At 54.7% G+C, this 20709-nt stretch carries 16 protein-coding genes and 1 pseudogene; 12 read left to right on the top strand and 5 right to left on the bottom strand.

The annotated features are described in order from the left end of the window. Positions 1-12: 12 nt before the first annotated feature. The 11 genes and pseudogenes from RDU59_09125 (at position 13) to RDU59_09075 (ending at position 13896) form a co-directional block, all read left to right on the top strand. Complete coding sequence (locus tag RDU59_09125; GenBank protein MDQ7838635.1) at positions 13-402, top strand: response regulator; 390 nt, start codon at positions 13-15, stop codon at positions 400-402. A gap of 16 nt (positions 403-418) precedes the next feature. Next, positions 419-1888, top strand: coding sequence for an ATP-binding protein (locus RDU59_09120; protein ID MDQ7838634.1), 1470 nt, complete (start codon positions 419-421; stop codon positions 1886-1888). A 109-nt stretch (positions 1889-1997) separates the two neighbouring features. Continuing rightward, a complete protein-coding gene (locus RDU59_09115; GenBank protein ID MDQ7838633.1) occupies positions 1998-2651 on the top strand; it encodes a methylenetetrahydrofolate reductase C-terminal domain-containing protein in 654 nt (217 codons plus the stop codon). A 79-nt stretch (positions 2652-2730) separates the two neighbouring features. Beyond that, the gene (locus RDU59_09110) at positions 2731-3606 is read left to right on the top strand and encodes a methylenetetrahydrofolate reductase (GenBank protein ID MDQ7838632.1); all 876 of its coding nucleotides are present in this window, start codon (positions 2731-2733) and stop codon (positions 3604-3606) included. 103 nt (positions 3607-3709) lie between these two features. Next, a complete protein-coding gene (locus tag RDU59_09105; protein MDQ7838631.1) occupies positions 3710-4657 on the top strand; it encodes an acetyl-CoA decarbonylase/synthase complex subunit delta in 948 nt (315 codons plus the stop codon). A 31-nt stretch (positions 4658-4688) separates the two neighbouring features. Then, positions 4689-6893: an acetyl-CoA decarbonylase/synthase complex subunit alpha/beta gene (acsB, locus tag RDU59_09100; GenBank protein ID MDQ7838630.1), complete on the top strand. Its 2205-nt coding sequence runs from the start codon at positions 4689-4691 to the stop codon at positions 6891-6893. A gap of 123 nt (positions 6894-7016) precedes the next feature. After that, entirely contained in the window at positions 7017-8363 is a 1347-nt protein-coding gene (gene acsC / locus RDU59_09095) for an acetyl-CoA decarbonylase/synthase complex subunit gamma (GenBank protein ID MDQ7838629.1), read from the top strand. Between the two features lie 112 nt (positions 8364-8475). After that, on the top strand, positions 8476-9357 hold the full coding sequence (locus tag RDU59_09090) for a dihydropteroate synthase (protein ID MDQ7838628.1): 882 nt from the start codon (positions 8476-8478) through the stop codon (positions 9355-9357). 42 nt (positions 9358-9399) lie between these two features. Further along, positions 9400-11427, top strand: a pseudogene (locus RDU59_09085) (NAD(P)-binding protein). A 60-nt stretch (positions 11428-11487) separates the two neighbouring features. Then, a complete protein-coding gene (gene fdhF, locus RDU59_09080) occupies positions 11488-13518 on the top strand; it encodes a formate dehydrogenase subunit alpha (protein ID MDQ7838627.1) in 2031 nt (676 codons plus the stop codon). A 54-nt stretch (positions 13519-13572) separates the two neighbouring features. Then, positions 13573-13896 (top strand): transcriptional regulator, encoded by a 324-nt coding sequence (locus RDU59_09075; GenBank protein MDQ7838626.1) that lies wholly within the window; start codon positions 13573-13575, stop codon positions 13894-13896. Between the two features lie 217 nt (positions 13897-14113). Here the strand turns inward: RDU59_09075 and RDU59_09070 are convergent, their stop codons facing one another. The 4 genes from RDU59_09070 to RDU59_09055 all read right to left on the bottom strand — a co-directional run bounded on the left by RDU59_09070 (position 14114) and on the right by RDU59_09055 (position 15553). Then, on the bottom strand, positions 14114-14461 hold the full coding sequence (locus RDU59_09070) for a helix-turn-helix transcriptional regulator (GenBank protein ID MDQ7838625.1): 348 nt from the start codon (positions 14459-14461) through the stop codon (positions 14114-14116). Beyond that, positions 14439-14780 (bottom strand): type II toxin-antitoxin system RelE/ParE family toxin, encoded by a 342-nt coding sequence (locus tag RDU59_09065; protein ID MDQ7838624.1) that lies wholly within the window; start codon positions 14778-14780, stop codon positions 14439-14441. Before RDU59_09065 ends, RDU59_09070 begins: the two co-directional genes overlap by 23 nt. A gap of 143 nt (positions 14781-14923) precedes the next feature. Further along, positions 14924-15241: a HigA family addiction module antitoxin gene (locus RDU59_09060; GenBank protein MDQ7838623.1), complete on the bottom strand. Its 318-nt coding sequence runs from the start codon at positions 15239-15241 to the stop codon at positions 14924-14926. Between the two features lie 18 nt (positions 15242-15259). After that, complete coding sequence (locus RDU59_09055) at positions 15260-15553, bottom strand: type II toxin-antitoxin system RelE/ParE family toxin (protein MDQ7838622.1); 294 nt, start codon at positions 15551-15553, stop codon at positions 15260-15262. Between the two features lie 131 nt (positions 15554-15684). Between RDU59_09055 and RDU59_09050 the strand changes: the two genes are divergently transcribed. Next, positions 15685-15810, top strand: a complete 126-nt coding sequence (locus RDU59_09050; GenBank protein ID MDQ7838621.1) for a hypothetical protein — start codon at positions 15685-15687, stop codon at positions 15808-15810. Between the two features lie 95 nt (positions 15811-15905). Here the strand turns inward: RDU59_09050 and RDU59_09045 are convergent, their stop codons facing one another. Beyond that, complete coding sequence (locus tag RDU59_09045; protein MDQ7838620.1) at positions 15906-20414, bottom strand: hypothetical protein; 4509 nt, start codon at positions 20412-20414, stop codon at positions 15906-15908. Positions 20415-20709: the final 295 nt, after the last annotated feature.

Genomic DNA, 20709 nt, shown 5'->3' with positions numbered 1-20709 from the left:
CGACAGCGAGGTATGGCCGTGAGTAAGAAAATATTGATGGTAGATGATGACGTTGATTTTTGTGCGGCAGTCAAACTTCTCCTTGAGAGTAAGGCTTACGAGGTTGTCTTAGCCCACGACGGGAAGGAAGGTCTGGATAAGGTCCGGGCTGCGGGGCCGGATCTGGTTATCCTGGACGTAATGATGCCGGAAATGAATGGGTATGATGTGTGCGTCGTTCTCAAGTCCGATCCAAAGTTGAGTCACATACCAATCATTCTCCTCACCGCGGTGGACCAATCCATATTCAAGACGACCTACACTAAAGAAATGGGTCTAATGACCGAGGCCGATGACTATATTGCCAAGCCGGTCGATTCTGCTGAGTTGGCGAGGCGGGTGGAACGGTTATTGAGCCCGTAAACATGAAGACAGATTTATGCTGACTAAACCGAACATATTAGTAGTGGAAAACAACATCGCCGTCCTTAATAAAGTAAATCAACTTTTAACCGGCCGGGGGTATAACGTTGTCGTGCTTGAAACCGCCAGAGAGGCATTGGATTTTATTCAGAAAAATCCGGGCGGTGTTGATATAATGCTGCTGTCTCTTGAACTCCCACGCCTGGGAGCCATGCCGCTTCTGGAGACTCTGCGGAAGGCGAGAAGCGAGATACTGATCCTGGCCATGTCTGCAGATTGCGGTGAAGAGGCCATTGAGGCTATGCACGCCGGGGCATACGACTGCATACGAAAGACGTTTACTACAGAGCGCTTCTGGACGAAGATGGACCGGGCCATAGAAAGATTTCACCTAAAGCGGGAGTTGGAAGCTCTGCAAAGAGAGAGGCGGTCCCTTCAGGGCTGTGGATCGGACAGCATGCGGGCCATTTTTGACAGTATTGCCGACGGGATTATGGTTACCGACCTACATGGAAATCTTGTATTTTGCAATTCAAAGGCGTCCGATATGCTTGATATATCATGTGACGAGTTGGGGCGCCCGGTTCAACAATTCATAAGAAATAAGGAACTGGAGAAGTTGCTATGTGCCGCCAGAGTAGAACCTGTCGAGCACCCCAAAGGTCACCATGAAGTCTGTTTATTGGAGACCGGCGATAAACGTCTAAGGATCCATGTCAATCCCGTGATCAATAGAGATGGGGCGCCGATTGGGATGGTAGCCTTAATCCACGATGTTGCGCGCATCAGCGGGATGAATGCATTAAAGGATGATTTTATATTTATGGTTTCCCATCAACTAAAATCGCCTTTGAGTTCCATGCTGATGCAGCTCTCCGTAGTCGTAGACGGCCTGGCCGGTGAGCTTAATGCGAAACAGAAGGACCTGCTTGCGAAGGCCAAGGAAAAAACCAAAGGGATGATTACCCTGGTCAACGACCTTTTGGACTTCCGCCGTATTGAGGAAGGGAAGGTCTTACAACAGATAGAACGTTTAGACCTGCGGGAGATACTGCAGCGGACGGTCGAATTGACGGCCATGTCGGCTGAGGATAAGGATATAACTTTAGAGACGCACGTAACTGAAGATTTGCCGCTCATAAGTGGTGACCGGAACGGAATAGAGGCGGTTCTCCTCAACTTAATCAGCAATGCGATCAAGTACACACCCGGCGGTGGGCGGGTAACGGTCGATATATACGAAAGCGGTCAAGATCTGCGCATCAAGGTAGTAGATACCGGCATCGGCATAGCGCAGTCCGATATGCAGCGTATTTTTGACAAGTTTTATCGTATCAGGTCGGAAATAACCAAAAACATAGCCGGGACAGGGCTGGGCCTTTCTATTGTCAAAAAGATAGTCGACCTCCACAGAGGTACCATTCATGTAGAGAGCGAGGAAAACAAGGGTACCACGTTTATAGTTTCGTTGCCCATTGCCATGTAGGTCCGGCAAGAGGGAATCTGTTTTTGCCGCAAGGCCGCCGATACACAAAGAATGTAAAAATCTTGACTATTTTGTGTCTTAGCGGCCGGCAGTTACGGGGAGGCGGGATATGATTATTGCTACACAAAAAGACTTGGCGGAAATAAAACACATGGTCGCCCCCTATAAAAAGGTTCTGATAGTAGGGTGTGGTATGTGCATGACGTTCTGTTCCGCAGGTGGGCCGGATGAGGTGGCAAGACTGGCCGAAAATCTGGCGACGGACAGAGAGGGACTGACCGTAGAAAAGGGCATGATTCCCCGGCAGTGTTCGGATAAATTCATTGATCGCCTGGAGGAGAAAATTCGGGATTATGAAGCCGTCCTTTCTATGGCCTGCGGCAACGGCGTGCAGGCTGTGGCCAGACGGTTTCCGGACAAACGTGTTCTGCCGGCGCTCAACACACAGTTTATCGGCATTGAACAAGAACCGGGCGTCTGGACTGAAATGTGTATGGCCTGCGGCGATTGTATCCTGGGGAGGACGGCCGGTGTGTGTCCGGTGGCACGCTGTGCTAAGGGCCTGCTCAATGGGCCGTGTGGCGGCTCCCAGGAGGGTAAGTGTGAGGTTTCTAAAGATCGCCCTTGCGCCTGGCAGGAGATATACCATGGACTAAAGCGGCTGGGGCTTTTGGATTATTTAAGAGGCGAGACGCAAATAAAGGGCTGGGCCGTTCACCCGGGTAGGGTAATTAGGGAAGAACTGAAGGCGAAAGAGGGCTGAAACTGCAAGCTACAGAGATAAACGGCAGATGAAAAAACTTTGTGCGCTCTATGGCTGATCTTGAAAAGAGGGTGGCAAAATGAGTTTCAGACAGGCTTTAGAATCGAATAAATTCTTAGTCACGGCGGAAATCGGGCCTGGGAAGGGGACCGATACGGGTGTTCTTCTGGAAGATGCTTCCATCTTAAAAGACCGTGTCGATGCTATTAATGTGACCGATATGCAGAGTTCTGTTATGCGATTGGGTTCCCTGGCCGTCTGCCACTTATTGACGGATATGGGGATCGATCCTGTCCTGCAGGTGACTTGCAGGGATCGGAACCGGTTGGCCCTCCAGTCCGACCTCCTCAGCGCCTGGGTACTGGGGATCAGAAACGTCCTGGCGCTCACCGGGGATCATCCGACCCTTGGAGATCATCCCCAGGCCAAGCCGGTGTTTGATCTGGACTCGGTGAGTCTGCTGGAGGTGATCGGCAAACTTAACGGCGGCGCGGACATGGTTGGGAACGAGCTTAAAGGGGCTACGGATTTTCTGCCCGGTGCGGTAGTTAACCCAGGTGCGGATACCGAGGCCGCGCTTGACTTACAGATTATAAAGATGGAAAAAAAGATGGAAGCCGGTGCCCGGTTTTTTCAGACCCAGGCCATTTATGACCTGGACCTGTTTGAAAAGTTCATGAGACGGGTGGAGGGGTATAAGACAAAAATACTGGGGGGTGTGATCCTGCTTAAGTCGGCGGGTATGGCCCGCTTTATGAACAAAAATGTGGCCGGAGTCTTTGTTCCCGAATACCTGATCAAAGAGATGACGGAGACCAAGGACAAAGTCAAGACCAGTATTGAGATAGCGGCAAGATTGGTAAATGGGATGAAGGACCTATGCCACGGTGTACATATCATGGCCATCGGGTGGGAGAAGAGGGTTCCCCAGGTGTTGGATGAAGCAGGACTATAAAGAAGCATTCAGCTTTCAGCTATCAGCGTTCAGCAACAAGGCAAAAAGAGACTTGTTTTGGACCTGAGCTGACAGCTGACAGCTACTGTAAGGAGGGAAAGGAATGGCTTTAGAAATACCAAAGGTTTCTTATTCAGGGAAAATAAGAGATATTGTTTTGGGTAAGGGGGATAAGGCGATCACGGTAGGTGGTGGGACCTCTTATCCTTTTTATCTTTTTGAGGGCCAGATGCCTCTTAAGCCTCGCATCGCCATGGAGGTTTATGACAGCCCGCCCGAAGACTGGGCGCCTAAGGCCCTGGAGCCTTTTGCCGACGTGGTTTCAGACCCGGCGGCCTGGGCCAGGAAATGCGTGGATACCTACGGCGCGGAGATGATTGCCCTTCAGTTGGTCAGTACAGACCCCAACGGCGAGAACCGTTCCGCAGAAGAGGCGGCCGCATTGACCAAAAAGGTAGCCGAAGTCGTGGATGTCCCGCTCATCGTATGGGGATGCAATAATGCGGAGAAAGATATGGAGGTGTTACGAAAGATAGCCGAGGATTGCGCAGGACGGAATTTGATGATCGGCCCGGTGACCGAGGCCAATTATAAACAGATCGGTGCTGTGGCCATTGGATATGAACACACGGTTATTGCCTCGACTCCTATCGACATAAATCTGGCCAAACAGCTCAACATCCTGCTTGGCAACCTGGGTGTGCCGGACGGACGCATCCTCATCGATCCGACCACCGGCGCCCTTGGATACGGACTGGAATATGGCTACTCGGTCATGGAACGTATTCGGATGGCTGCTCTAACCCAAGAGGATGAACGGCTTCAGTTTCCAATGATCTGTAACTTAGGCAAAGAGATATGGAAGACCAAGGAGGCCAAACAGAGCCGGGATGAGGCTCCCAAACTGGGTGATCCGGCAAAGCGGGGTGTGCTTATGGAAGCCGTGACGGCGCAGCTGCTTTTGCTGGCCGGGGCGGATATTTTAATTATGAGGCATCCAGAGTCTATTGCACTTATAAAAGATATGATCAGTGACCTGACAGCCGGATAAGAGATAACAAGATAAACAGGGGGAACTTAAGGTGTCTAAGATTATTTGCTCAGCGGCGATTAGGGGCGCCCACAACATTGTGGACAAGGCCGAACAGAAGTATCAGGAGGCGCTGGATAAGTGGGGACCGGATCATGCGGTGGGTTTTCCGAATACCGCATACTATCTTCCCATCATATACGGCATTCTCGGGGTACCGGTGTCCAAGTTGGGGGATGTAAGACCGGTACTGGAAAAATGCCGATCGTTGCTTCCACCGCTCGTCAGCGAGAAGGTCTGGTTGCCGTATCTGGCTCCGACTCTGGAGGCCGGCATGGCCACCTTCTTCGCCGAGGAGATTATTGAGGCGATTCGGTATCTGGAATACCCGGATTTCTATACGAAACAGGAAGATCCGGTAAACGGCAATATCTGGCTCGGCGCCGCGGATGATATCATTCTGCGCAAGCGGGGCGTAGAGTTTGTCGACGGCACGGCTCCGGGATTCGCGGCCATCCTGGGTGCGCCTCCGACCAAGGAGATCGCTGCCGAGATAGCGAAGGAACTCCAGGAAAAGAATCTGTACGTCTTCATGTGCGCGGAGAACAACGGCGTGAGGATGTCGGAGCAGCTGGTCGAGGCGGGTGTACAGATCGGTTGGCCCACACGGCTTGTCTCTTTCGGGCCCGACTACACGGCCACAGTCTTTGCTATGGGCTTTGCCACCCGCGCCGCCATGTCCTTCGGCGGCATCAAACCGGGTGACTTCCGCGGCAACCTCATCTATAACAAGAACCGTATATTCGCTTTTGCCATGCCCTTGGGACCGGTGTCCGACGAATGGTACGCCAATGCCGCCGGGGCGATAAACTGGGGCTTCCCCGCCATAGCCGACACCCCGATACCCGAGATCCTGCCCACCGGTATCTGCACATACGAACACGTGGTCAGCAACGTGCCCCACAGTGAGATCGTGCAGCGGGCCGTAGAAGTGAGGGGCTTGAAGGTTACCGTGTCCAAGATAGACATACCGGTATCCTACGGCCCGGCCTTTGAGGGTGAACGGATCCGAAAAGATGACCTCTATCTGGAATGCGGCGGAGGTAAGACCAAAGGCGTTGAACTGACGGTAAGCCGGGATATGGATGAGGTGGAAGACGGTCATGTGGAGATGATCGGTCCGGATCTGGACCAGGTCAAGGAGGGTTCGAAGCTTCCCTTCGCCATGCTCGTAGAAGTGGCAGGCCGCCAGATGCAGGAGGATTTCGAGCCCATTCTGGAGCGGCAGATTCACCACCTGGTCAATTACGCTCAAGGCATCATGCACATCGGACAACGCGCCATCATGTGGCTTCGCGTTGGGAAGGCAGCCGTGGAGAAGGGGTTCCGGCTGAAGCATCTTGGAACGATAATGCATGCCAAGTACCACCAGGAATTTGGTGCCATCTGCGACAAGGTGCAGGTCAAGATATACACTGAAGAGGCCAAGGTGGACGAAGTACTGGCGTTGGCACGGAAGGTATATGCGGCCCGGGATAAGCGGGTTGAGGGTATGACCGATGAATCAGAAGATATCTTTTATTCCTGTACCCTGTGTCAGTCCTTTGCCCCTAGCCATGTCTGCATCATTACCCCGGAGCGAACCGGGATGTGCGGCGCCTATAACTGGCTGGATGGCAAGGCGTCGTATGAGATCAACCCTACCGGCCCCAATCAACCTATTGTCAAGGGAAAGTGTATAGATCCGGTCCTTGGCAAATGGAAGGGAACGGATGAATTTATCTTTAAGGCCTCCAGGCAGAAGGTCTCGACGGCCAGTGCCTATAGTCTGGTGCATGATCCGATGACCGCCTGTGGCTGTTTTGAGTGCATCGCCACCATCTTACCCCTTTGTAACGGGGTGATGATCGTCAACCGTGATTATCTGGGCATGACGCCGAGTGGTATGAAATTCACCACTATGGCCGGTATGGTGGGCGGCGGGGAGGTTACCCCGGGCTTTTTGGGTGTAAGCAAGCACTATATTGCCAGCCGGAAGTTCCTCTTGGCCGAGGGCGGGTTGAAGCGTGTTGTGTGGATGCCGCAGATGTTGAAGAAGGAACTGGAGGCCAAACTGAAAAGCCGGGGAGAAGAGCTTGGGATTCCAAATCTCTTCGATATAATTGCTGACGAAACGAAGGGTGCTACGGAGGAAGATCTTCTTCCCTTCCTGGAAGAGGCTGGACACCCGGCGCTCACCATGGAATCTATACTTTAAAAAGACAGCTTTCAGCGCTCAGCTATCAGCGTTCAGCAGAATGAAAAACAGCGGCCCTGGTTGTTTTGCTCTGAAGCTGACGGCTGAATGCTGAAAGCCGCGAGATAGAAAGGAGATTTTAGAATGGCATTAAGTGGCATAGAGATATTTAAGAAATTACCCAAGAAGAACTGTGGCGAATGCGGGGTTCCCACCTGTCTGGCCTTTGCCATGAAACTGGCAACCGGTCAGGCCGAATTGGCTGCCTGTCCTTATGTCTCGGACGATGTGAGGGCAGAGATAGATGAGGCCTCGGCGCCGCCTATCCGCACCTTGACTATTGGTACGGGCGACCGTGCGGTTAAACTGGGCGGTGAGACGGTGATGTTCAGGCATGAGAAGAGGTTTGAGAACCCTCCGGGCCTGGCCCTTATGCTTTCCGACACCATGGATGACTCCGTAGTAAATGAAAAACTTTCTAAATTTAAAGACCTGGAATTTGAACGGGTGGGATTGATTCTGCGTCCGCAGATGCTGGCCCTCAAAGAAGAATCCGGAGACGCCGGTAAGTTTGCCGCTTTTGTAAAGCGGGTGATTGATCAGATGGATGCCGCTATTATCCTGATGAGCGATAGGCCGGAGGTTATTTCTGAGGCCCTAAAGGTCAGCAAGGATAAGAAGCCCCTTATCTATGCAGCAACCAAGGATACGGCAGAGGCTATGGGCAGCCTGGCCAAAGAGTCGGCCTGCCCTCTGGCGGTAAGGGGCGCCGGCCTGGATGAGGTCATGGCTATTACGGATAAGCTTCTGGGAATGGGGCTTAAAGACCTGGTGATAGACAGCCAGCCGGCGAACGTTAAGAAGGCCCTGGAGGATCAGGTAGTCATTCGGCGTTCGGCCTTGGTCAAGAAGGTTAAACAAGTGGGATTCCCTACCATTACCTTCCCCGGCCGGTTGACGGATAGCAAGATGAAGGAAGCCCTGATCGCCTCGATGCTTATTGCCAAGTATGCAGGGATTATTGTCCTTTCAGAGATGGAAGGCCATAACGTATTTCCACTTCTTCTGGACAGCTTGAATATCTATACCGACCCGCAGCGTCCTATGGCCGTAGAGGAAAAGGTCTATGAGATTGGAGGCCCCAGGGAAGATTCACCGGTTTTGATCACATCCAATTTCTCTTTGACCTACTTTATCGTTTCCGGCGAAGTGGAGTCCAGCCGGGTGCCGGCCTGGTTACTGATCAAAGACACAGAAGGTCTGTCCGTCCTCACGGCCTGGGCAGCAGGTAAGTTTGCTGCTGATACCGTAGCTGTGTTTGTCAAGAAGTCCGGCATAGCCGATCGGGTGAAACACCGTAAGCTGGTTATTCCTGGTTACCTCGCGGGCATGAGCGGTGAACTGGAAGAGGAACTGCCGGATTGGCAGATATTGGTTGGCCCCCGTGAGGCGGCCCACCTGTCGGCGTATCTTAAGCAGTGGAGCGCATAAACGACAGACAGTTTCAAGTTCCAATAGTTTCAATAGTTCCAAGACCGATCGTTGTTTTTTCGGTGAACGGTAATCGGAAAACAGTGAACGTCATTTTTAAGTGGAGGTTTTTATGGCTGTTTGTGTGGCGGAAAACATCAATATTATGTCGAAGACCATCGGTGCGGCTATAAAGGGACGCGATGCCAAGCCGATTCAGGATATGGCCCGGGAGCTCGTTAAAGCCGGGGCAGATTATCTTGATCTCAACATCGGTCCGGCCCGTAAGGGCGGCGATGAGACTATGGATTGGCTGGTTAAGACCGTATGTGAGGTGACGGACTTGCCGCTTTCCCTGGATACCAGCAATCCAGCCGCTATTGAGGCCGGTCTAAAGGCCAATCCGGGTAAATCCCTTATAAACTCAATTTCTCTGCAGCCGGAACGGCTGGAGGCCTTTTTGCCCATGGCGGGGAAGTACAATGCCGATATGATCGGCCTTCTCTGGAGTCAGGAAGGTATGCCGCGGGATGCCAATGAGCGGGCGGCCCACTGCGTGGATATTATCTACAAGGCCAATGAGGCCGGTATTCCTACAGAAAAGATATGGATAGATCCCATAGCCACTCCGATAAGCATGGATATCAACCAGGTGCTGGCCGGCCTGGAATTTATGTCCATGCTTTCGGAGATCGCCCCGGGCGCCAAATCCATTGTCGGCCTTTCCAATATCTCGAACGGGGCTCCGCACGAACTGAGACCTCATATCAACCGTTGTTACCTCATAATGCTCATGAAATACGGTATTTACTCGGCCATCGTAGATGGTTATGATACGGAATTATTAACCATTGCCAAGGGGGGGATGACCGAAATAGTCAATCTCGTACATGGCATGATGGACGGAAATGAGCCTGATCCCAAGGGCCTTGGTCCAAAAGAACTTGAGTACTATAAGACGGCGCGGGTCCTTATGGGAAAGACGCTCTATTCTCACTCCTGGCTGACAGTGTAATTTTTAAAAGCATATACCTGAATAATATTGTACGTATAAGGTATGCCCGAAGTAACCTTAACCATTGATGGCCGAAAAGTAACTGTCGAGAAAGGAACCACCATCCTGGAGGCAGCCCGCAGGGCTGCCATCCAGATTCCCACCCTTTGCTACCTGCCCCAATTCAAAAAACCCCCGGCCTCCTGCCGAATGTGTGTCGTGGAGGTCGAAGGTAAAGACAAACTCATCGCTTCCTGTGCTACTCCGGTCTCTGAGGGCATGGTGGTAGCCACCCATACCGAAAAGGTAAAGACCGCCCGCCGGGTCATCCTGGAACTCCTGTTTTCTGAACATTATGGCGACTGCATAGCGCCATGTTCCCTCGATTGCCCTGCCAATATTGATATCCAGGGGTATATCGCCCATATTGCGGCCGGGAGATACCTTGAGGCCCTGGAGCTGATTAAGGAGAAAAATCCCCTGCCTCTTTCGGTAGGGCGGGTCTGCCCCCGATTTTGTGAATCGCGCTGCCGCCGGAATCTCGTAGATGGCAGTGTGGCGATAAACCATCTGAAGAGGTTTGCAGCCGACTATGGACTCGCACACAAGGAGTCCATTCCTGTGCCCCAGCGACTATCTACCGATCACCGGGTGGCCGTGATCGGAGGTGGGCCGGCCGGGCTTACTGCTGCATACTATCTGGCCCGCAAGGGACACCAGGTGACCATATTCGAAGCCATGCCTGCATTGGGCGGGATGCTTCGTTACGGCATCCCGGAGTACCGCTTGCCCAAGAAAATATTGGATGCCGAGATACAATTTATCCTTGACCTGGGTGTTGAGGTCAGGACCGGCCGGAGATGGGGCAAGAATTTTTCTCTGGAGAGCCTGAAACAGGAAGGGTTCGAGTCCATATTCATCGGTATAGGGGCGTGGAAGAGCCGTCCCATGGGCGTCGAAGGTGAAGATCTCCCCGGAGTCTTTTCCGGCATCGATTTTCTCCGCAGGTTTGCTGAAGGTGAGAAGGTTCAGGTAGGATCAAGGGTGGCTGTAATCGGCGGGGGCAATACCGCCATTGACGCCGCGCGCACCTGTCTCAGGATGGGGGCGAATGAGGTGATTATAGTTTACCGCCGGTCACGGATGGAGATGCCGGCCAGCCACCGCGAGATCAAAGAGGCGGAGGACGAAGGTGTTAAATTTTTCCTGATGGCGGCCCCAATCAGGATTACTCCGGGCGATGGGTTCCTTGATCTCGAGGTTCAGAGGATGAAACTGGGGGAACCGGATCAGAGCGGCCGGAGGCGTCCCGTGCCTGTCACCGGGTCTGAAAGTGTAATACGGGTAGATAGTGTTATCGCGGCTATTGGCCAATCTGTAGAGATCGGAAAATGTCATGCCGAGGGCCTGACCGAAGGGTTAGGGCTTACCCGCCGGAATACTATCGAGGCGGCCTCCGGTACTCTTGTCACCAATCTAGAGGGGATATTTGCCGGAGGCGATGCGGTCAGCGGACCGCGCACTGTTGTCGAGGCCATAGCTCAAGGCCGAAAGGCAGCCGATGCCATTCATACGTACTTGACCGAACGGAGGATAGAGTCGCCGCGTATCCCGTTTAATATCACTAAAGGCGAATTTTTTGAAGACGTCGATCTGCGGAACTTCGAAGAAGTACCCCAGCGTTCCAGGCATAAGATGCCGGTACGTCATCCCAAAACCCTGTTAGGTGACTTTGGCGAGTTAGAAACGGGTTATACTAAAGAGATGGCGGTGGAAGAGGCGGAGCGTTGCCTGGGGTGCGGGTGTCATGCCGTGGACAAATGCATTATTCGACGGGAGGCCCCTCAATATGATGTTGATCTTTCTCATTACGGGATCGGCACCCGCCTCAACTATAAGGTGGACCGCAGCCATCCTTTTATAACCATTGACCGGAATAAATGTGTGCTCTGCCGGCGTTGTAAGAATGTCTGTGAATATGAGGCCATCAACTTAGAAGAAGGCGAACTGGAAACCCTTGACCAGTTACGGGCGATTTCTCTGACTATTAATGACAACTGCGTGTTTTGCGGCCTCTGCGCCGATAATTGTCCGACCGGGGCCCTGGTCAAGAAGGAAACAGAACAATCCCTGGCCGGAGAGCTCAGGCAGGTGAGGACTGTCTGCCCGTATTGCGGCACAGGTTGTAACCTGATTCTCAATATCCGGGGGGAAAAGTTGGTAGAAGTAAGCTCTGATCCGGACTTTATTCCCAATCAAGGGCACCTCTGCGTAAAAGGGCGCTTCGGGCATGATTTTATCAAACATCCAGACCGGCTTACTACACCTATGATACGGAGGGACGGCGAACTTCAGGCCTGCAGTTGGGATGAGGCCCTGGAGCTTATTGCCGATAGACTTAAGGAACTCAAAGAGGCGTATGGAGCGGAGAGTCTGGGGGTACTCTGCTCGGCTAAATGTACTAATGAAGAAAACTATTTGATGCAAAAGCTGGCCCGGGCCGTCTTTGGCACGAATAATATAGACCACTGCGCCCGGCTCTGACACTCCTCCACGGTAGCCGGTCTGGCTGCCGCATTCGGCAGCGGGGCCATGACCAATTCCATCCAGGACCTGGAGAAGGCCGACGTTATCCTGCTTACAGGCAGCAATACCACAGAAAACCACCCGATTATCAGCCTTCATATTATAAACGCAGTTACCCGGTTGCGTAAAAAGCTTATCGTGGTTGACCCCCGCGTGATCAAGATGACGCAGTATGCGGATATTTATCTCCGGCCCCGGCCGGGTACGGATATAGCCTGGTTAAATGGGTTGGCCCATATCATTATTAAAGAGGGGCTATGGGATAAGGATTACGTTAGGGAGCGGACCGAAGGCTTCGAGGCCTTTGCCCAAACCGTGGAAAAATATACCCCTGAACTGGTGCAGATGATCACCGGGATACCGGCGGGAGACCTCAAGAAAGCCGCCCGTCTCTACGCGCAGGCGGGGCGGGCCGCCATCGTCTATTGTATGGGTATTACACAGCACCGGAGCGGCACGGACAATGTAAAGGCTATTGCCAACCTGGCCATGCTGTGCGGTAATGTAGGGATTGAAGGCGGCGGGGTGAATCCCCTGCGCGGGCAGAATAACGTCCAGGGCGCTTGTGACATGGGGGCCTTACCGGACAAGCTCCCCGGATATCAAAGCATTGCCGATGCAGCCGTCAGGCGGAAATTTGAGGAGGCCTGGGATGCCCGGCTGCCCGGGGAACCCGGTCTTACGGCCACGGAGATGATAAAACAGGCCGGCGAGGGGAAGATAAAGGGCCTTTACATCATGGGTGAGAACCCCATGATAAGCGACCCGGATATTAATCACGTCCGATCGGCCCTGGAAAAACTTGAATTACTTGTGGTGCAGGATATCTTTCTTACCCAGACCGCCATGCTGGCCGATGTGGTCTTACCGGCGGCAAGTTACGCAGAGAAAGAGGGCACTTTTACCAATACGGAGAGGCGCGTACAGAGGGTCAGACAGGCCCTTTCAACTCCGGGGCAAAGCAGGCCGGATTGGAAAATTATCTGCGACCTGTCGGCAAAGATGGGATACGAGATGTCCTATCAGTCATCGGAAGAGATCATGGAGGAAATAGCCAGCCTGACGCCTATCTATGGGGGCATTTATTACGATCGCCTGGAAGAGGCAGGGATTCAATGGCCTTGTCCAACCCTGGACCATCCCGGTACGCCGGTCTTGCATTGCAATGGTTTTACCCGCGGGAAAGGTCTATTCCATGCGCTGGAAGTGATCCCGGCCAGCGAGATGCCGGATGACGATTATCCTTTTTTACTCTCTACCGGACGGGTACTTTATCACTACAATAGCGGTACCATGAGCCGCCGGGCTGAAGGTCTAAACAAGATGTATCCGGAGGTTATGGTAGAAATGAACCCCATTGACGCCTTTGCCCTGAACATTGATGACCATTCTCCGGTCCGTATTGCCTCAAGGCGGGGTGACATAACGGTGCGGGTGGCGCTTACGGAGATGTGCCAGCGGGGTACGGTGTTCCTCCCTTTCCACTTCCGGGAGGCCGCCGCCAACCTCCTTACCAATCCCGGGGTTGACCCGGTCTCCAAGATACCGGAATATAAAATCTGCGCCGTGCGGATCAGGCCGGTTCATGAGATGTAGCCTTTTTATTTGATCCTGGTCAGGATCTCCTCGCCAAATTTATCGGCGGCCCAAATGAAGACAAGACCAAAAGAACCTTTTGTCCCGCCGGAAAAGCATAACACCATCCGGCAGGAAATAATTTCTGTTCTCAGGGGGCGAACCCTTTCAGCGCGGGAGATATCGGCAGAGGTAAGGATTTCTGAAAAAGAGGTTGTTTACCATCTGGAGCATATCCGGATGGCAACTCAGAAGAGCGGCGAGCAGTTGCTCATAATCCCTGCCACATGTAAAAGGTGCGGCTTTGAGTTCAAAAAGAGGGAGCGACTGAGTAAACCCGGAAAATGTCCGATCTGCCGTGGCCAACAGATTCAGGAGCCGCTTTTTTCCATTAGCTGATATCTCTCCGGGGTAGATATCCAGCCATTAAAACGCAAAAAAGGGCAATAAGCCTGGTGAAACCATGAACATGCATAGCGAGCGCATACGATGCATTTTACCTTGCATACGGAGATTCCCCGCAGCTTGCTGCGGGGAGCTTCAATTGCATAAATTCATGTCCGTCCCATAATCCGCTTCGATTATGCGACTTCGTGTCGCAACTAACGGTTCAAAGCTAACCGGCCGACCGCTTGCGGGCGGTCCGTGTTGAGCGACTGGTCCGACCTTCTGTAAGTTGAGATTTCTTGACGAGTCGCAGTTCCAGACGACAGCCAAGAGCATGTGCATACTTTTGCAATGTTGCCAATGACGGGGAGTATTTCCCGCTAACAGACTCCAAACGTGCAATAGCTGATTGCGTTGTGCCGATTCTTTCGGCAACTTCGGCTTGAGTGACGCCGGCAGCGGCTCGGGCTTTTAAAAATTCGTCGAGAATGGCAAATTCTTCTTCCAGCCGGTCATATTCGGCTCTTACGTCTGCACGCTTGAGAGCGCGCTCTTTAAGTTCTTTGTGTGTGAGCATTTTTGATCTCCTTCATCCGCCGCCGGGCTGTTTCAAGTTCTCTCGGCGGTGTCTTGTCTGTTTTCTTTATAACTTGGTGCAGAACCACAATTTTTTTGCCAACCACAGTGCAATAAAATATCCGGGCAATCCATTCGGCGGCCTTAAGGCGCAATTCGAACAGCCCATCACCCATTGCTCGCGTATGAGGCATACCTAAATCAGGGCCGTGAACCTCCATTCGGTCTGTATATCGAAGATAACGACCAAGGAAGCCTGCAGGCAATGCAATGATTTCTTCCTGCACTGACTCGCTATAATAAGTGATTGTCCAATTCATCATTGGGTTGTTATTATAGCAAATATGCTATATTTAGTCCAGGTGTTTTTAGTATCTGATTTTTGGTCGAACGCGGGGCTGATCCGGGGTAGATATCCAGCCATTAAAACGCAAAAAAGGACAATAAGCCCACCCTATACGGTTTAGACGTGAGCTAATGCAGGTAATCTTTTTATCTTCTTTATCTCCTTAGCAATTGATGAGTGAGTTACATGATATAGATCCCATGCCAACTGCAAATTAAGCCAAAACTGTGCCTCCATGCCAAATAGTTTCTCCAGACGAAGTGCTGTGTCAGGGGTTATCCCCCGCTTCCCATGAATCAGTTCATTAACACGAGGATATGAAACACCGAGCTTTTGCGCCAACTCACTCTGCGTCATATTCAGGGGTTTGAGAAACTCCTCCAACAGCATTTCGCCGGGATGTGTAGGCGGACCATATTTTGGTATGCGAACCATCTTCTTCTCCTTCACGATTCAGTGGTAATCGGTTATTTCGACGTTTTCTGCGCCATCGTCTGTCCACACAAAACACACACGAAACTGGTCGTTAATCCGTATGCTGTGTTGTCCATTTCGATCATCCTTAAGGGCTTCCAGAAAGTTCCCCGGTGGAATTTTCAATGACTCCAAGGAAACTACACCATTGAGTTGATCGAGTTTTCGCTGTGCCACGCGCCAGATTTGCTGTGGACAGGTCTGGCGCGCCTCTCTGGTGTTTTTCCTGTCAAAGATATCCTCTGTGCCCCTGTCACGGAACGATTTGATCACCAGGCTTCCTCATCGGTTTGATATCTTCGATAGTTTAAATTATAACGGATAACGTTATATATAGCAATAGATATTACATAATTTCGCTTTCCGGTCTACGTAACTGGGACTGGGATGTTAAGGAATTAGGGATGAAAGGTATTGCCGTCGGCAAATTACTGGGCATGGTTCAGTCTTCTGTCAGTCGGGCAGTAGCGCGCGGAGAAAGATTAACCATCGATCGTCAATTAAGTCTGATTAAAGGACAAATTGCATAAAAACATGACCGTCCCCCATATTCCCACCGGCTACCCGATTAGCCCTTGTAGCGTGTGTCCCCTATTTATCTTGTTCTTTGGGTCAAGGAGCAAAGTCAGGGCTCCTTGGGCGGCCAAGATTGGCCAGATGCGAGATCGGGGTGGCGCGGTTCACCCGACGGTCTGCCATGCTCCAGACGCCATTCCTCTATTTGACCAAGAAGCGTGAAGGCGGACTTCCGTCGTTTCTTGTCCTCAGTCGCCATTCTGAAAAGTCGGACGCGCAGTTCGTTTGACGCACGCGCGTGTTCCGTGAAGACGTTGCCATCTTGCCCGTAGGGCCGTCGCTCGACGAAAGCGCTTTCGAGTTGGCCCCAGATACCTTGCGGAACCGGCGAGGGCCTAGCGTCATCGATCAGGTTCAGGTTTGCGGCGAGGGCTTCGGGCGTTCCGAGCCAGTCCATGACTTTCGAGAGGACGTGCCGATTGAGTTCCGGCAGGTCGCGTTCGCACAATTCCCGCAGCCGCGCGGCCGCCTCCGGCCTGCGCCGGGCCAGTTCCGCGAGCCGCGCGACCAGCACGTCCTCACGCTGAGGACGGCGCGTCAGCGCGATGCCGCGAATGTCCGGATCGACAAAACCCAGGAGCAGTTCGCGTGCACGCGGCGTGTCGAGCGCGGCGAAGGCGTTGACGAAATTGTCCTCGCATTGCTCGAACGTCGGCGCATCGGACGCAAGCTCGTACAGGAGATCGACAGCGGCATTCGAGCGGCTCTCGCCGAGAGCGGTGACGAGCTCGCGCAGTTCGTATCCCCGAAGCCGCCGCTTGCCGAGCACGTCGCGCATCTTGGCGATCCCAGCCGCAGGGTCGTCGACGAACGGGCAAAGCGCGAGGATGCGGCGCAGAAGGTACCTGTCTGAATCCTGCATCCATTTCTCCGTCCGCTCGAGGATGGAATCGACGAGGGCGAACGCAGTGGTCGCGGGCAAGACGACACCCGCCATCAACAGGCGTTCGGCGGCGTCGAGGCGGATGTACTGGTCCCATTGACCGGGCAGGGCAATCGCGTCGACCACCGCTGCCGCCGAGCCGCGGGCGTCAACGGCGGCAAGCGCCTTTGAGAGCTCCTTGAGGCCGGCGGCGGGCTTTCCGTCTTGCAGGTGCCCCCGGAGGCGCCTGATTTCGGCATTGAGTGCGGCGGCGAACCGTGTGCGCCGATGGTCGTCGCCGGGCGGCGGAACGCGACCTTCGCGCGCAGCCCACATCAAGTCGTAGCGGAACGTCCGGTCGAAGGAACGCTCCGGCTTTGGCACGAAGTCGCGCGCCATCGCGGCTGCGGCGTCGGAGAGGTATTCCGGCTCGGGAAGCAGGTCAATGAGCACCTGCTCGGCGCCGGCCGGGTCGAGGTGCATGACGGCGGCGATGTGCCAGCCGGCGTAGCTCATGCTGCCGCCATTGCCGAGAGGTCCATGGTCGCCGGCCGCGCGCGCGGCCCGGCCGCGGCGCATCCTCTCGATGTCGGCGCGGATGAGCGTCACGAGGTCCGCCATGTCTTCGGGTTTTCCGACCTGTGCAATCGACGAGGCCAGGTTGGCCTTCTCCTCGCCGTTGAAGTCGTCCTGGCGGAGCACGAGATCAACGCTGCTTTTCAGGTACGCGCGGAGGCGTGCCTTCAGGTCGGCATCGGCGATACGCAGGGGTTCCACGTCCGACCTGGCGACCCTGCTGAGAAGGTCCGCTGCGACTTTGATGTCGAGGGGGTCGCCGCTGGTGACGGACGAGAGGACGCCGGCCGCGGCGACGTCGTCGGGAAGGCGGCGGAACACGGCTTCCAGCTGATTCATTACCTGCCACTCGAATTCGTGCCGCACGCCGGGCTCCGCCTCCACCTTACGCCGGAGCTCGCGCAGCTTCGTAAACACGCGCGCGGCAAGATTGGCGTCCGCGCGTGCGGCAATGACGGCGATCATGCCGCCGAAGTGCCTGTTCTTGAACTCTTCGGTCTCGAGGCGCTGCAGGTATTTCTCGACGAGGCGGTCGGGAATGGCGGTCGCGAACGGCAACCAGTACTCGTGCCCGTAGAGGACGCCTTCGGCAACCTGGGTAGCCACCCACTCGCTCGCCCAGACCGGATCGGTCTTGCGCAGATACTCGAGCGCCGGCTGGATGTAGTGCGAACCCAGGTTGCGCATGTCGCCGCTGGATAGCGCCGCCATCGCATCCTTGACGACGCCGTCCAGGCCTGTCTCGCCGAGCTCGATCAGATCGATCGCGGTTCGCAGGCGGGCGGGATGGTCTGTCGTGCTCTCGATGAATTTCCGCATCGCCGCGATGGTCTTGGGCCTGAGGGCCGCGGGCATGCGGTCGACGTTTTTGCGCGCAACATCCTCGAATGTCTGCGCATCCATCGACTCGAGGACGCGGGTCAGCGCGTCGTCAGACCCGGTCCACATGAGGCCGGAGACCGCCGCCTTCTTCACCGCGATGCTGTTGTCCTCCGCAGCGAAGGCCGCAACCTCGCCATCGACACGATGATGAAGCAGTTCGGAGACGAAATCCGCTCGCGCCTCCTCGCTCCAGCCGCGCACCTGCTCGCGCCAGTTCGGTCCAAGCGACGAGACCTGGATGTCCGGCCAGAGCCGGTACGTGCGAAGCCGCGTTTGCTGGTCTTGTCCCGACAGAAGCGGCACGATGATGTCGCCGAAGTCGTCCGCGCCGGTGGCGAGCATGGCGGCGAGGGCATACTGCCGATAGTTGCCGTCGCGGATCGCGTAGACGCCGCGGAAGCGCTCGCCGACGGCCGCGCGAACTTCATTCCAGACGGCCGCGCCGCAAAGCTGCGCAAACTCGCCGGCGAATACGGGGTCGACGGCGAGCGCCATCTCCACCAGCTTCCCGCCGGCGCGGGTGTTTCGCTTGTCGGTTTCGCCATCGCCGGTCTGCTCGGCAAATGTCTCGGCGATCATGCGCAGCGGTTCGGCCCAAGCCGGATCGTTCACGTAGTCGGCCGTGAAGGGGCCGATCGCGTCGCGGTCATCGTCCCGCAGGTCGAGAAGCCGCGCGCGGACGTCGAGCGCAGCGTAGTACTCCTGAAGCTGCTGATGCTCGAATTGAAACGCCGTTTGCGGGTAGTCAACGCGTTCGAGAACGTGGTGCGCCGTGAGCGTCGCGAGGATCGCCGGTGCTCCCACCGGTTCGATCTGCCCACAGTCCGCAAGCTCTCGCGTGACGGCGGCAGCGACAGCGCGCGCATCAGCCTCGGGCAATGCCACCGCACCGCGGCGGGTCATCTCAGTTGCAAGGGCCTTCAGGTAGTCCGTTTGCCGGCCGAAGATCGGTGTCCCTTGCAGCGCGTTTCTGTGCTCGTCTCGTTGTTCTTGCATACGAAGAACCTGGGCGAGGACGCCGATCTTCGTGGAGGGAATTTCGGCGCCGGCTTCAAACAGCGAAGCGACTTCCGAGAGGATGAACGGCGTGCGAGTTAGCTCGTCGAGCGATGGGTCGGCATCGATGCGGGCGCGGAGTTCGGCGCCTTGCGCGCCAAGGCGGGCTGTCAGGTAAGCTGCCCGCTGCACGCGCCGAAGGCGCAACAACCGCAGTCGCAATGCACCTGGCAGCGGCGGGGTCAAGTGGTGCGTGCGGGTTGCGACGATGATGCCCGCGCTCGGAAAATCCCGCTCGAGCTCCCGGAGTGCATCATTAGCCTGCGCGGAATTCGACTCCGCAATTTCATTCCAGCCGTTCAACAACAACAGGAAAGGTTCCGTCTGCTGCACCCGCGCGAGGTCGGCGGGCGTGAGACCTTCGGCCTGGAACGCAGGCATGCCGGCAATGTATTCGAGAATGTTCCGGCGCGACGACGTCCACGCCGGAAGTTCGACCATGAACGGTGTGCCGGCGATGCGCGCGCGTTGCGCGAGCTGTATCAGCGTCGTGGTCTTTCCGCGGCCGGCGGGCCCTTCGAGAACGATGCGGCCGCTCTGCGACAGCGCCTGGTCGATCTGCTCAAGCGACAGCACGTCGGCAGACTCCGCACCATTCGGGTCAAGCCGCACTGCCGTGAGATCGATGAGCGGATGTCCTTTGGTCTTGCCAGCCCAGGTTCGCGCGACAACGTCGGCCGCGCGCCTTGTTCTGTCAATGAGGTCTGCGACCTGCGCTTCGGCGTCGATATCGAGGTGGAGGAACCTGGCACAGAGCGAGGCGTTCTCGGACATCATCATCTCGATGACGATGTCCTCGCGCGAGATGATGTGAAGTTCGAGACCGTGGTCTTCCTGAATTGCCTTTTTCCACTGCTTTTGTTTGGGGTTGCCCACTTTGGCGGACGTCACGAAAAGGAGCATCTTTAGGTCAGAAAAGTTCTCCTTGGCGGTCTTTGCGTCGCCAGAAATCTTCCCCAGCGTTGGCGTGATCGATGCGGAGAGCCCCTTACCGATTTTTTCCGGCGTCAGGCTTGAGGGCGCGTAGGCATCGAGGCCGAGATCGTTCTTGCGCTCGCAGGCGATGAGTTGGGGCCAGCGCTTCTTACCGAGTACTACCGCCAGCCCCTGAAAACGCATCCCCTCCTCTTGGGAGGCGAGTTCATCGAGTGCCCTTTCGATATCGGTTCTTAGAACAACCATTCGCACCCGCGCCGCGTGCCGTTCGAGTTAAGCAGGCGGCCCGTCAGGGCCGCTGCGCCTGCAGCAGATTGTTAGCCACTACTTCTTCCCAAAGAGACAGCCAACCAAAGTTCCGAACCAGTTATTAGATAGTTTCTCGATAATACCGGAAAGTAGTTATGTGGTCAAGATAGTAAATATGAGCTGCCTGACGTAACACTTTAATTTTATTAGATTATGCGTATGACTAATGACGCCGATGGGGGTGTTGTTTCTTACGTTGCAAAATGTTTGACAGCAGAAGGAAATAAATTCT

This window comes from Thermodesulfobacteriota bacterium (assembly GCA_031082315.1).
In the GTDB taxonomy this organism is placed as follows: Bacteria; Desulfobacterota; QYQD01; order QYQD01; family QYQD01; genus QYQD01.
This window is presented reverse-complemented; position numbering and strand designations above follow the sequence as displayed.

What these genes read in the sequence shown, in the direction of transcription:
- RDU59_09045 (MDQ7838620.1), bottom strand. Translation starts at nt 20,414, where the DNA reads ATGGTTGTTCTAAGAACCGATATCGAAAGGGCACTCGATGAACTCGCC.
- acsC (MDQ7838629.1), top strand. Translation starts at nt 7,017, where the DNA reads ATGGCATTAAGTGGCATAGAGATATTTAAGAAATTACCCAAGAAGAAC.
- RDU59_09125 (MDQ7838635.1), top strand. Translation starts at nt 13, where the DNA reads ATGGCCGTGAGTAAGAAAATATTGATGGTAGATGATGACGTTGATTTT.
- RDU59_09090 (MDQ7838628.1), top strand. Translation starts at nt 8,476, where the DNA reads ATGGCTGTTTGTGTGGCGGAAAACATCAATATTATGTCGAAGACCATC.
- RDU59_09115 (MDQ7838633.1), top strand. Translation starts at nt 1,998, where the DNA reads ATGATTATTGCTACACAAAAAGACTTGGCGGAAATAAAACACATGGTC.
- RDU59_09065 (MDQ7838624.1), bottom strand. Translation starts at nt 14,780, where the DNA reads ATGAATTGGACAATCACTTATTATAGCGAGTCAGTGCAGGAAGAAATC.
- RDU59_09075 (MDQ7838626.1), top strand. Translation starts at nt 13,573, where the DNA reads ATGAAGACAAGACCAAAAGAACCTTTTGTCCCGCCGGAAAAGCATAAC.
- RDU59_09060 (MDQ7838623.1), bottom strand. Translation starts at nt 15,241, where the DNA reads ATGGTTCGCATACCAAAATATGGTCCGCCTACACATCCCGGCGAAATG.
- RDU59_09110 (MDQ7838632.1), top strand. Translation starts at nt 2,731, where the DNA reads ATGAGTTTCAGACAGGCTTTAGAATCGAATAAATTCTTAGTCACGGCG.
- RDU59_09050 (MDQ7838621.1), top strand. Translation starts at nt 15,685, where the DNA reads ATGAAAGGTATTGCCGTCGGCAAATTACTGGGCATGGTTCAGTCTTCT.
- RDU59_09105 (MDQ7838631.1), top strand. Translation starts at nt 3,710, where the DNA reads ATGGCTTTAGAAATACCAAAGGTTTCTTATTCAGGGAAAATAAGAGAT.
- RDU59_09070 (MDQ7838625.1), bottom strand. Translation starts at nt 14,461, where the DNA reads ATGCTCACACACAAAGAACTTAAAGAGCGCGCTCTCAAGCGTGCAGAC.
- RDU59_09120 (MDQ7838634.1), top strand. Translation starts at nt 419, where the DNA reads ATGCTGACTAAACCGAACATATTAGTAGTGGAAAACAACATCGCCGTC.